We start from the raw sequence: 12,447 nt of genomic DNA on the forward strand, positions 1-12,447 counted from the left end.
CCGCCGGGGGTGCCAGCACCCCGTCAGCGCAGCGAGGCGAGGTACAGGAGGACGGCGCTGACCCGGCGGTGGACGTCGGGCTCGGCGGTGAGGCCGAGCTTCGCGAACAGCGCGTTGATGTGTTTCTCGACAGCGCGTTCGGTGAGCACCAGCGAGGCGGCGACGCCGGCGTTGCTCTTGCCCTGCGCGATCTGCTCGAGCACCTCCAGCTCGCGCCTGGTGAGCCCGGCGAGAGGGTCGCCGGGCGGGCGGTTGCCGGCCACCAGCACCTCGACGACGCGCGGGTCGACGACGCTGCCGCCGCGGGCCACCTCGCGGACGGCCGCGGCCAGCTGGTCGGGCTCGCTGACCCGTTCCTTGAGCAGGTAGGCGCGCCGCTGCGAGCCGCCGGAGAGCAGCTCCAGCGCGTACGCGGGCGCCGCGTACTGCGACAGCACGACGACGCCGGTCTCGGGCGCGGTCTCGCGCAGCCGGGTGGCGACGCGGATGCCTTCGTCGCTGGATGTCGGCGGCATGCGGATGTCCGTGACGACGACGTCGGGCCGGTGCTCGTCGACCGCCGCCAGCAGGCCGTCGAGATCACCGGCCACGCCTACGACCTCGAGGTCGGGGTACAGGCCCAGCACCCGCTGGACGCCCTCGCGCACCAGCAGGGCGTCGTCGGCGACGACGATGCGGACCCGGGTGCCAGTGGTCACGGATGGGAGCGTACCGGCGTCAGCGCGGCGACGGGCAGCGTACCGGCGACGACGGTGCCGGCGCCGGGCGCGCTGGTGACGGTGAGCTCGCCGCCGAACGCGCCGAGGCGGTCGCGCATGTTGACGAAGCCGTGGCTCTCGCCGGCGGCCGCGGCGTCGAAGCCGGCGCCGTCGTCGGCCACCTCGAACTCCAGCCCGCCGTCCGCGGGCGCGCCGACGCGCACCGTCACCGTCGCGTCGGGGCCGGCGTGCTTGCCGGCGTTCTGCAGCGCCTCCAGGCAGCAGAAGTACACCGCGGCCTCGGCCTCCGGCGCATAGCGCGGGACGGCGTCGGCCTCGACGCGGACGGGGATCGTGGCGCGCCCGGCGGCGTTGCGCAGCGCCTCGCCGAGTCCGTGTTCGCGCAGCAGCGGCGGGTAGATGCCGTGCGCCAGCTCGCGCAGCTCGGTCAGCGTCTCCTGGACGTCGGTGCGCAGCTCCTCCAGCAGCGCCGCCGCGTCGCCCGTCGCCAGCCGCCGGGCCAGCCCCAGCTTCACCGCCAACGCGACCAGCCGCTGCTGAGCGCCGTCGTGCAGGTTGCGCTCGATCTGCCGCCGGGACGCGTCGGCCGCGGACACGATGCGGGCCCGGGACGCCTGCAGCTCGGCGTTGCGGCGGCGCAGCTCCTCCAGCGACGCCTGGAGCGCGGAGTCGAGGCGGACGTTGTGCAGCGCCAGGCCGACCTGCCGGGCGAGGTCGGCCAGCACGCGGTCGTCGTCGTCGCTGAACGGACGGTCGTCGGCCGTGCGGACGACGACGAGCAGCCCGAGCAGCCGGCCCAGGTGCGTGACCGACGCGACGCGCACCGATCGACGATCGTTCGCCGATGAGGTAGGCATGACCCGCCCGGCCCGGGTGGGGCCCACCCTAGGGGTGGGCACCGACAACGTCGGCGCGTTTTCGGCCGACGCGCTGCTGGCGGACGTGACGCCCGGCGCGCTGGTGCCCGACGCGCTGGTGCCCGACGTGCGTCCGCCCGAGGCGCTGGTGCCCGGCGCACTGGTGCCCGAGGCGCTGGTGCCCGACGCTCCTCCGCCCGACGCGCCTCCGCCCGGCGCACTGGTGCCCGACGCGCCTCCGTCCGGCGCGAGGTCCGGCACGCCTCCGAACGACGCGAGGTCCGGCGCGCTCGCGGCGGGAACCGCCCCGCCCGGCTCACCGCCGTCCGCCAGCAGCGACGGCAGCCACATCGCCGCCCAGGCATTGCCGGACACGCGGGCCCGGCTGACGGCGGCCAGTTCGGGGCCGGCGAGGGTCAGCCGGGCGTGACCGCGCTCGGGCACCGAGACGGCGCGTTCCAGGACGGCGTCCTCGCCGGTCCAGACCTCGGCGCCGGCCGGGCCGAGGGTGGAGCGCAGGGTCTCGGCCAGCTGCAGCAGCAGCTCGTCCATCGGGACGGCGCGGGTCATGCGGGAGCCGAACGTCTCCAGCGCCGACGATGCCGGGCGCTGCGGCGGACCGGCCCACTGTGAGGCCAGCTCGTGCAGCCGCGCCCGCACCGGTTCGGCCAGCACGACCGCCGTCAGCGCGGCCAGCATCGAGAAGGCCAGCACGCCCTGACCGTCGTCGTCGACCTCGCCGCCGAGGCCGATCACGACCACCAGGTAGACGGCGAGCACCATCAGGGCCAGGCCGCAGAACACCAGCGTCGGCCCGGCGACGGAGCCGGCGCGGCGCCGCAGCCGGGGCACGACCGCCGCCGTCACGGCGACGGGGACCGCGGCCAGCCCGAGCAGCGCCCACGGCAGCAGCTCGCCGGGCACGTCGATCAGCGTCCGCAGCGCCCACACCGCGAGCGCGACGGCGCCGGCCACCAGCGCCGCCCACCCGGCCCACAGCGCGACGTCGCGCCGGTTGCGCGCGTGCACCGAACCGTTCACCCCGCCCACCTCCCCTGTCCGGCGGCCATCACTCGGCCCTCAGCACGGAACTCACCCGCAACGACGCCGCCCGCTGCGACGGCCACGCGGCCAGCAGGTTCGCCGCCACCAGGGCGACCGGCGGCACCAGCGCCAGTGCCAGCGCGGCCACCGGCGGCACGTACAGCAGCGGCGTGGTGTCGGCGACGTAGCGCCAGACGGTGCGGCCGAGCGCGACCCCCAGCGGGACGCCGATCAGCAGCCCGGCCAGCGCCAGGACGCTGGCCTGCGTGGTCACGACGGCGCGCGACTGCCGCCGGGTCAGCCCGACGGCGCGCAGCACGGCCAGCTCGTGCCGGCGACGGCGCACGGCGGTGGCCAGCGCGTGCCCGACCGCGCCGAGCGCCAGCACGGCCAGGAACCCGGCCAGCACCACGGGCAGCGTCCGGATCTGCCGGATCTCCGCGACCGGGGTGGGCGGCTCCGGCGGGGCGAACCCGACGCCGGTGGTCTCGGCCAGCCGGGCCGCGACGGCCGCGGCGTCGGCGCCGGGACGCAGCTCGACGTGCGCTTCGTGGAACTTGACGTCGCCGGCGAACAGCGCGTCGTAGCCGTCGCGGGTGGCCCAGGAGCCGGTCGTGTAGTCGTTGTGCGAGCCGTCGGGCAGGTACGCGATGCCGGTGACGGTGGCGCTGCCGGTGCCGCCGGTCGCCGCCAGGTCGACGCGGTCGCCGACGCCCGCTCCGGCGGCCGCCGCCGTCGCCGGGGCGAGCACGATCTCGTCCGCCCGCGCCGGCATCCGGCCCTCCAGCACGACGACGTCCGGCACGCCGTCGCCGACCGGCGCGTAGGCGTAGACCGCGGCCGACACCCCGCCGATCTCCGCGGCGCCGATGCGGGCGTCGTTGACGGCGGCGACGTCGGGGTCGGCGGCGGCCGCGGCCAGCACGTCGGAGGCCGGCGGCGCGTCTTCGCCGTCGTCGAGATAGGCCAGCAGCTGGTGGGTCTGGCCGAACGTGCGCAGGTCGCCGGTCGCGTCGTCGACGCCGCTGGAGAACGTGAACGCCGCGAGCACGCCGGCCACGCCGGTGACGGCGCCCAGCAGCGCGGGCCGCACGGGCACCGCCTGACGGCCTCGGCCGGGCTCCAGCGCGAACCGGGCGCCGACGACCACCGGCACCGGCAGCCCCGCGGCGGCGACGGCGCCCGCGACCGCCGAGCGGCGGGGGTGCGGCGCCGACCGGGCCGCGCGCACGGCCAGGACGGCCGCCGTCCCGGCCGCGACGGCCACCAGGACGGGCACCGCGAGCAGGCCGCCGACCAGGACCGCGACGTCGGCGTCGACGCCGGGAGCAGGCTCCAGCGTCGCCGCGGAGCCGATCGGGAACCACCGCGACGCCGCCACCGCGCCCGCCACGCCCAGCCCCGCGCCTGCGGCCGCCGCCAGCACCGGCCCGAGCGCCGCCGACGCGACCACCTGCCGCGGCAGCATTCCGACGCCCCGCAGCGCCTGCAGGTCGGCGACGGACGCGGCGACGTAGCGGGCGACCGGCTGCCCGACCAGGAACACCGCAGCGGCGGCCGCGGCCAGCGCGAACACCAGCAGCGCGTCGGCCTCGAAGCCGGTGACGTCGCGGGCGTGCTGGTGGAAGGCCTCGCCCAGGTCCCAGACGTCGATGGTGCGGCCGGTGAGCCGCTCCAGCTGGGCCTGGAACGCCGGGATGGCCGCGGCGCCGCCGTCGAGCCGGGCGATCGCGTTGAAGATCTCGTCCGGCGCCCCCGCGCCCAGCTCGGCCGGGTACCGCTCGAACAGCCCGGCCGACGACGTCAGCAGCCCCTGCCCGCCGAGGCCGTCGCCGTGCCAGAACGACCGGACGACGCCGACGATGCGCGCCTCGACGACCGGCCCGTCCGGCGGCAGCGACGGATCGGCCCGGTAGGCGGCGAACGACTCGGGCCGGAACAGCCGGATCGTCACGGTGTCGCCGACGCCCAGACCGTAGGTCTCGACGAACCGCGGGGTCACCGTCGCCTCGTCGGCGCGGTGCGGGTCGGGCAGCCGCCCGGCGAGGACGGCCGGCCGCTCCACCGTGACCATCGTGTCCGGGCCGACGGCGCCGCCGAGCGACTCGGCCGGCACGCCGTCGACGACGTAGGGCGCGCTGCCGAAGGTGGACAGCGCGGTCACCCCGGGCAGGTCGCGCACCGCGTCCCAGTCGAAGCCGGGCTGGTTCGGCAGCACCGCGACGTCCGCGGGCAGCGTCCGCTCCAGCAGCCGGTCGACGGCGCTCGCGCCGCGCCGGGCGCCCGCGACCGCCGTCAGCACCGTCCCCGCGGCCAGCGCCACCAGCAGCGCCAGCACCAGCAGCGACCGCCACCGCCGTCGCAGCTCCAGCCGCAGCCACGCCGCCGCCATCACTCGGCCCTCAGCACGGAGCCCACCCGCAACGACGCCGCCCGCCGCGCCGGCCAGGCCGCCAGCAGCACCGCCGCCAGCACGGTGAGCAGCGCCACCACCGCCACCAGCTGCCAGCCGCCCGGCGCGACGTAGTGCGCGCGCATCGTCGTGGCGACCGACCGCCAGACCGTCCGGCCCAGCGCCAGGCCGAGCGGCACGCCGAAGGCCAGGCCGGCCAGCGCCAGCACGAGCGACTGCGCGGTCACCGCGACGGTCGACTGCGCCGGCGTCATCCCGACCGCCCGGAGCACGGCCAGCTCGCGGCGGCGCTGCCGCACGGCCGTCACCAGGCCGTGCCCGACGGCTCCCGCGGCGAGCAGCGCCACGCAGCCTCCGAGCACGACCGGGACCGACCGCATGAGCCGCAGCTCCGGCGGGCTGCTGAATTCGAACGGGCGGATCCCGTAGGTCTGGTCCGGGACGGCGGCCGCCAGCGCCGGGAGCACGGCCGCCGGGTCGGCCGCCGGGTCCAGGCCGATCGCGGCGTACTGGAACAGGAAGGCGCCGTCGAACAGCGCATCGTAGGTGGACGGGGCCACGACGACCGCGGTGCCGAACCCCGGGTCCAGGACGGCGACGCCGACGACCGCGAGCTCCGCCGCGCCGCCGCTGCCCGCCATTGGGAGCACGTCGCCGACGCCCACGCCGAGGTCACCGGACGCGGCCAGGGAGACGAGCGCCTCGCCGCGGCCGGACGGCATCCGGCCCGCCGTCACCAGGTAGTTCAGCGGCTCGCCGACCGGGTGGAACGAGACCACCATGACCTGGGCGTCGCCGGCGTCGCCGAGCTGGCCACGGACGTCGTCGACCCCGCGCACGCCCGGCACGTCCGCCAGGGCCGGGAAGACGTCCTCGGCCGACGCGAGCCGGCCGCGGTCGAAGCCGACCCACGCCTCGGCCTGGTGCACCACCCCGAACCGGAACGGGGTCTGCGCCGCGTCGCGGGCCGCGTCCGAGAACGTCAGGGCCGCCAGCACCCCGGTCACCCCGACGACGGCGCCGGCCAGCGCGGGCCGCACCGGCGACCGGGCACCCGCGGCGCCGCGCTCCAGCGCGAACCGGGTGCCCAGGACCACCGGGACCGGCAACCGGGCGCCGGCCACGAGCCGGGTCACGGCGGACGTCCGCCGCCGCGCCGGCCGGTCCGCCAGGCCGGCCCGGGCGAGGACCGCCGCCGTGACCGCGACCAGCAGCGGCGGGAGCAGCACCCCCGGGACCAGCACGGCCGGGTCGACGCTGACGCCCGGCGCGGGCTCGTGGAAGCTCGCGGACCCCACCGGGAACCAGCGCGACACGACCACCGCCACGGCCGCGCCGAGCACCGTCCCGGCCGCCGCGGCCACGGCCGGGCCCGTCGCGGCGGCGCCGGCGACCTGCCGCGGCGTCATGCCGACGGCCGACAGCACCCGCAGGCTCCCCAGCATCGAGGCGACCTGCCGGCCGGCCGACCCGCCGATCAGGAACACCCCGGCGACGGCGGCGACGCCGGCCAGGACGTACAGCGCGGTGGCCTCGAACCGCAGCGTCTCGCCGATGGCCGCGGCGGGCGCCGTCAGGTCGTGGACGGTGAGGTCGGGACGCCCCGTCGCCTCGGCCAGGGCGGCCCGGAAGGCGGGGATCGCGGCCGCGCCGCCGGACAGCCGCACCAGCGCGCCGGTCGACGCCACGCCCTCGGCGCCGAAGAAGCTCTCCGGGTGGGCCGCGACCAGCCCGGCCGACGGCACCAGGAAGCCGGGCGCGTCCAGCTGGTCGCCGAACATCGGCGACCGCACGACCCCGACGATGGTGGCCTCGACGACGGGCCCATCCGCCGGCGCGCCCGGATCGGGCTGCAGCCCGGCCGCGACGGCCGCGGCCTGTTGCTGGTAGGTCAGGAGCCACACGCCGGACACCAGGTTCGTCCGGGCGGCGCCGGGCACCTGGCCGGTGTCCACCTGCTCGGGCGTGTAGAGGCCCAGCCGCACGGTGTCGCCGACCGATCGCCCGTACGTGCGCAGGAACGCCGGCGTCACCACCACCTCGTCCGCCCGGCCGGCGTCCGCGAGCCGGCCCGCCAGGACGACCGGGCGTTCGAGCGCGTGCATGGTCTGCGCATCGGCGGGCGGGACCATGAACGACTCCCCGCCCGGCCGTCCGTCGATCTCGTAGCCCGTGAACGCCAGGCGCCCGAGCGCCTCGACGCCGGGCAGCGCGCGCACCGGCGCCCAGTCGAAGCCCGGGATGTTCGGCACCACCAGCACCGTCGCCGGCTGGGTGGCGGCCTGGAGCCGGTCCATGCCGGACGCGCCGCGCCGGGCGCCCGCGACCGCCGTCATGACCGTCCCCGCGGCCAGCGCCACCAGCAGCGCCAGCACCAGCAGCGACCGCCATCGGCGGCGCAGCTCCAGCCGCAGCCACGCCGCCGCCATCACTCGGCCCTCAGCACGGAGCCCACCCGCAGTGATGCGGCCCGGTGCGACGGCCAGGCCGCCAGCAGGTTCGCCGCCAGCAGCGCCAGCGGCACGATCAGCAGCAGCGCCAGCGCCGCCAGCGGCGCGACGTAGAGCAGCGGCGTCGTGTCGGCGACGTAGCGCCAGAGGGTCCGGCCCAGCGCCAGGCCGAGCGGCACGCCGGCGGCCAGCCCGATCAGCGCCAGCAGACTGGCCTGGGTGACGACGACGCCGCGGGACTGCCAGCGGGTCATGCCCAGCGCCCGCAGCACGGCCACCTCGTGCCGGCGACGGCGCACGGCGGTGGCCAGCGCGTGCCCCACGGCGCCGAGCGCGAGCACCGTCAGGAACCCGGCCAGGAACACCGGCAGCGTCCGGACCTGGCGCAGCTCCGCGAGCCGGCTGGGCGGCTCGGCCGGGGAGACGACGTCGGTGACGGACTCCGGCGGCGCGCCGATGGCCGCGGCGATCACCGGCGCCACGGTGGCCTCCAGCCGCTCGGTCACCGCCGCCGGGTCGGCGCCGGGCGTCAGCCCGAGCAGCACGAGGTGGTACTTGAACGCCGGCGACACCGTGCTGGCCGGGTCGAACAGCGTGTCGTACCCGTCGCCGGAGACCCAGCCGCCGGTGACGTAGTTGTTGTGCGGGCCCTCCGGCACGAACGCCAGGCCGGTGACGGTGAACTCGCGGTCGCCCGCGGTGCCGGACATCGTCACGACGTCGCCGACGCCCACGCCCAGGGTGTCGGCGCTGGCCGGCGCCAGCGCCACCTCGCCCGGCTGCTCCGGCGCCCGGCCGTCGACCAGCACCGGCCGCAGCGGCTCGCGTCCGGCCTGGTCCAGCGTGAACAGCGTGACCGGCCGGTTCTCGACGGCCGCGACCGCGACGCGGGTGTCGTTGACGACCCGCACGTCAGGGTCGTCGGCCATGGTCTGCATGACGTCGTCGACGGGCCCGAAGTCCTCGCCGGCGTCGCCGACGAACGCCGCCAGCTGGTACACCTGCCCGAACCGCTCCGGGTGCCCGGCCGCGTCGGTGACACCGCTGGAGAAGGTGAACGCCGCGATGACGCCGAGCACCCCGACCACGGCACCCACCAGCGCCGGGCGCACCGGGACCGCCTGCCGGCCGCGGCCGGGCTCCAGCGCGAACCGCGCGCCGACGACCACCGGAACCGGGGCGCCGGCCCGCCGGGCGGCGGCCGCGAGCGCCGACGGCCGCGCGCGGCGAGCCGTCCGGGCCGAGCGCAGCGCCAGCCGCGCGGCCAGGCCCGCGCCGAGCGCCGCCAGCAGCACCGTCGCCGTCCCGACCACGGCGATGACCAGCGGGTCGACGTCGATGCCCGGGTCCGGTTCGAACAGCGCGGCGGTGCCGATCGGGAACCACCTCGACGCCACCACCGCGGCGCCCGCGCCGAGCAGCGTGCCGGCGGCGGCCGCGCCGACCGGGCCGGCCGCCGCGGCCACGACGGCCTGCCCCGACGTCATCCCCAGTGCCCGCCCGATCTGCAGCTCGGCCGCCGCCGAAGCCGCGTACCGGGCCACCGCCTGGCCGACGAGGAAGATCGCCGCCGCGCCCGCCGCCAGCGCGAACGCCTGCAGCGCGTCGGCCTCGAACCGGGTGACCGAGTTCAGGTGCCGGGCGTCCTCGGCGAGGTCCATGAAGTCGATGTCGCTGCGCCCGCTGACCTCCCGCAGGCCCGCCTTGAACGACGGAATCGCGGCCTCGCCGCCGCGCAGCCGGACCAGCGCGTTCAGCTCGCCCTGGCCGGACGCGCCCATGAGGTTGTCGCGGTACTGCGCGAACAGGCCCGGCGACGGCGACAGCCCGCCCTCGGAGTCGCCGACGACGTCGCTGAACCACGGCGACCGGATGATCCCGACGATCGTGGCCGGCACCACCGGGCCGTCCGGCTCGGGCAGCGTCGACGCGAACTTCAGGCCGTCCTGCGTCTCCGGCGTGAACAGCCGCAGCGTGACGTCGTCGCCGACGCCCAGCCCGTAGGTCCGCTCGAACTGGCGGCTGACGACGACCTCGTCGGCCCGCGCCGGGTCGGGCAGCCGGCCGTCGAGGACGACCGGGCGCTCGATGGTCCGGAACACCTCGTCGTCGCCCGGCGGGAAGCCCGCGGCGTACGAGTCCGGCGGCAGCTCGTCGACCACGTATGACCCGGTCAGCACGAACGTCGTCAGCGCCTCGACCTCGGGCAGCGCGCGGACCGCGTCCCAGTCGAAGCCCGGCTGGTTCGGGAGGACGGCGATGGTGGCCGGCAGCGTCCGCTCCAGCAGCCGGTCGCCGGCGGTCGCGCCGCGCCGGGCACCGGACAGCGCCGTCATGACCGTCCCCGCGGCCAGCGCCACCAGCAGCGCCATGACCAGCAGCGACCGCCACCGGCGCCGGGCGTCCAGCCGCAGCCAGGCGCGGACGGCCGTCACGGCGCGCGCTCCTCCACCACGGACGCGGCCGGCGCCGAGCCGACCCGCACGCCGTCGATGCGGCCGTCGCGCATGCGCACCACGCGGGACGCCCCGGCGGCGACGTCGGCGGAGTGGGTGACCATGAGGATGGTCTGCCCGTCACCGTGCAGCCGGCGGAACAGCTCCAGGATCTCCGCACCGCCCTCGCTGTCGAGCGCGCCGGTCGGCTCGTCGGCCAGCAGCACGGCCGGCTCATTGACCAGCGCGCGGGCGATGGCCAGCCGCTGGCGCTGCCCGCCGGAGAGCACCGACGGCAGCTGCTCGGTGCGGTCGCCCAGGCCCAGCAGGTCGAGCAGGTCGCGGGCACGCGACTCGGCCGCCTTGCGCCGCAGCCCGCCGAGGATGGCCGGCAGCGCGATGTTGTCCAGCGCCGAGACGCCCTCGAGCAGGTTGAAGAACTGGAACACGATGCCGACGTGGTGCCGGCGGAACCGGGCCAGCCAGTTCTCGTCGCGCCCGCTCACCACCAGCCCGTCGACGACCACCTCGCCCTCGTCGGGCTGGTCGAGCCCGGCGAAGATGTTCAGCAGGGTCGACTTGCCGCAGCCCGACGGCCCCATCAGCGCGACGAACTCGCCGCGGTCCACCCGCAGGTCGACGCCGCGCAGCGCCCGGACCGGCGCCAGTTCCGCCTCGAACGTCCGGCGGACCCCCTGAGCCAGCAGTGCGGTCATCGGCTGTACTCCTCCACCTCGTCGGGGGCGGCGGCGGGCGCGAGCACCCGGCACGCCGTCACCGCGGCGTCGCGGCCCTTGACCCGGACCGGGTCGAGCCGCTGGAACGTCCACGCGGGCGCGGCCGCCGCGGTGGCCGCGCTGGCCACCGTCGTCCCGGCCGGGCGGGCGAGGTCCTGCAGGCGTTGCGCCAGGTTCACGGTGTCGCCGACCAGCGTGTACTCCAGCCGCTCGTCGCTGCCGAGCAGCGCGGCGGCCACCTCGCCGGTGGACAGGCCGATGCCCATGCCGAACGGCTCCAGCCCCTCGGCCGCCCACTGGGCGTCGACGCCGGCCTGCCGCCGGTGCATGTCGTGGGCGGCCCGAAGCGCCCGCTCGGCGTGGTCGGCCTGCGGGAACGGCGCTCCGAAGACGGCCATGACGGCGTCTCCCACGTACTGCATCACGGTGCCCCCTTGGTCGAGGATGGCACCGTTCATGGCCCGGCGGTGCGCGTTCAGCTGACGGGCCAGCGTCGACGGGTCGGCCCGCTCGGCGATGCCGGAGTAGCCGCGCACGTCCGACATCAGCACGGTGACGATCAGCCGCTCGGTGCGGGCGACGGCGCCGGGGTCGTCGCGCAGCTTGTCGGCGAGGCCCGACGGCAGCAGCCGGGTGAGCGTCTCGCCCTGCTCCTCGCGCTCCAGGATCGCCGTGTGCAGCTTGCGCAGCCGCTCCAGCGCGCCCCTGACGCCGGAGCTGGCGTCGCGGGCGAGGTGCAGGAACAGCTCCTCGACGGCGTGGTCGACGGCCTCCGGCGTGCTGCGCAGCGTGGCGGCGATGGCCTTGACGGCGCGGCCCTCGGCCACCATGGTGAGCAGCCGTTCCTCGTCGGCGGACAGGCCGGTGCCGCCCCGTGCCGGTGTCACGAGGGCCTGCACGATCTCTGGGTCCAGCATGGAACCCCCCGCTGCGACCTCGCGGACCGCCCGGGCCAGCCGGTCGCCGTCCGCCACCCGCTCCTTGAGCAAGTATGCGTAGCCGGCGGCGCCCTGGGCCAGCAGTGCGACCGCGTATTCCGGGTCGTCGTACTGCGACAGCACCACGATCCCGGTGCCGGGGAGCCGCTTGCGGACCTCCTTGGCCGCCTCGATGCCCTCGTCGGCGAAGCGCGGCGGCATCCGGATGTCGGTGACGACGACCTGCGGGCGGTGCTCGACCGCCTGCGCGACCAGCCCGTCGTAGTCCTCGGCCGTCGCCACCACGTCCACGTCGCCGGCGACGCGCAGCAGCGCCCGCACTCCCTCGCGGACGAGCAGGTTGTCGTCCGCGAGAAGCACCGTGATGCGCGCGGCGGCCGAGGTCATGCCGCCATGACACTCCTACCGGCGCGAACGCGCCAGGGCGGCAGCCACCCGAATGCGACGGGGTGCCAGCACCCCCGGACGGGTGGCCGAGACTAGCCGCCGGTGAAGATGCCGGTCTCGGACGCGACGTCGAAGGCGCGGACACCGAGCCTCTGGAGCAGCTGGGCGACGAACCGGTTGGCGTCGTCGTCCGCACCACGGATGTGAAGTGCGAAGGAGTCCAGCTGCGGGCGGTCGGCGACATTGACCTCGATGTCCGCGCCCCCGACCAGAACGTGTCCCCAGGTCGGGTCGGTGAAGTCTGCCGAGGGCACGAGTTCCCGCACTGCCGCGACGACCTCCGCGTGGCCGAACGGAAGCGGCGCCGGTCGCCACGAGTCAGGGATCTCCGCAACGCTGCGGACGGCTGGGGGTACGTCCTGGACGAAGACGTCGCGGCTCATGCCAGCCATGATGGCATCCGGGCG

8 protein-coding genes are annotated in these 12,447 nt (G+C 76.8%); all 8 read right to left on the reverse strand.

Features of this window, described 5'->3' with window-relative positions; genetic code table 11:
* Window positions 1-23: 23 nt before the first annotated feature.
* The gene (locus BLV02_RS18195; RefSeq protein ID WP_069110646.1) at window positions 24-698 is read right to left on the reverse strand and encodes a response regulator; all 675 of its coding nucleotides are present in this window, start codon (window positions 696-698) and stop codon (window positions 24-26) included.
* Window positions 695-2,617, reverse strand: coding sequence for a sensor histidine kinase (locus BLV02_RS18200; protein ID WP_069110647.1), 1,923 nt, complete (start codon window positions 2,615-2,617; stop codon window positions 695-697). Before BLV02_RS18200 ends, BLV02_RS18195 begins: the two co-directional genes overlap by 4 nt.
* 28 nt (window positions 2,618-2,645) lie before the next feature.
* Window positions 2,646-5,012: an ABC transporter permease gene (locus BLV02_RS18205; RefSeq protein ID WP_069110648.1), complete on the reverse strand. Its 2,367-nt coding sequence runs from the start codon at window positions 5,010-5,012 to the stop codon at window positions 2,646-2,648.
* A complete protein-coding gene (locus BLV02_RS18210) occupies window positions 5,012-7,462 on the reverse strand; it encodes an ABC transporter permease (RefSeq protein WP_069110649.1) in 2,451 nt (816 codons plus the stop codon). The genes BLV02_RS18205 and BLV02_RS18210 overlap by 1 nt, the downstream gene beginning before the upstream one ends.
* Window positions 7,462-9,918, reverse strand: coding sequence for an ABC transporter permease (locus tag BLV02_RS18215; RefSeq protein ID WP_069110650.1), 2,457 nt, complete (start codon window positions 9,916-9,918; stop codon window positions 7,462-7,464). Before BLV02_RS18215 ends, BLV02_RS18210 begins: the two co-directional genes overlap by 1 nt.
* The gene (locus BLV02_RS18220) at window positions 9,915-10,634 is read right to left on the reverse strand and encodes an ABC transporter ATP-binding protein (protein WP_069110651.1); all 720 of its coding nucleotides are present in this window, start codon (window positions 10,632-10,634) and stop codon (window positions 9,915-9,917) included. Before BLV02_RS18220 ends, BLV02_RS18215 begins: the two co-directional genes overlap by 4 nt.
* Complete coding sequence (locus BLV02_RS18225) at window positions 10,631-11,980, reverse strand: adenylate/guanylate cyclase domain-containing protein (protein ID WP_069110652.1); 1,350 nt, start codon at window positions 11,978-11,980, stop codon at window positions 10,631-10,633. The genes BLV02_RS18220 and BLV02_RS18225 overlap by 4 nt, the downstream gene beginning before the upstream one ends.
* A 92-nt stretch (window positions 11,981-12,072) precedes the next feature.
* Window positions 12,073-12,423 carry a hypothetical protein gene (locus BLV02_RS18230; protein ID WP_141711502.1) on the reverse strand — a complete coding sequence of 117 codons (351 nt, stop codon included), beginning with the start codon at window positions 12,421-12,423 and terminating at the stop codon, window positions 12,073-12,075.
* Window positions 12,424-12,447: the final 24 nt, after the last annotated feature.

The organism is Jiangella alba (genome assembly GCF_900106035.1).
Taxonomy (GTDB): Bacteria; Actinomycetota; Actinomycetes; order Jiangellales; family Jiangellaceae; genus Jiangella; species Jiangella alba.

Bases quoted from the DNA above. Each gene is read 5' to 3' on its own strand.
- BLV02_RS18205 (WP_069110648.1), bottom strand. From the start codon at position 5,012: ATGGCGGCGGCGTGGCTGCGGCTGGAGCTGCGACGGCGGTGGCGGTCG.
- BLV02_RS18210 (WP_069110649.1), bottom strand. From the start codon at position 7,462: ATGGCGGCGGCGTGGCTGCGGCTGGAGCTGCGCCGCCGATGGCGGTCG.
- BLV02_RS18220 (WP_069110651.1), bottom strand. From the start codon at position 10,634: ATGACCGCACTGCTGGCTCAGGGGGTCCGCCGGACGTTCGAGGCGGAA.
- BLV02_RS18225 (WP_069110652.1), bottom strand. From the start codon at position 11,980: ATGACCTCGGCCGCCGCGCGCATCACGGTGCTTCTCGCGGACGACAAC.
- BLV02_RS18230 (WP_141711502.1), bottom strand. From the start codon at position 12,423: ATGAGCCGCGACGTCTTCGTCCAGGACGTACCCCCAGCCGTCCGCAGC.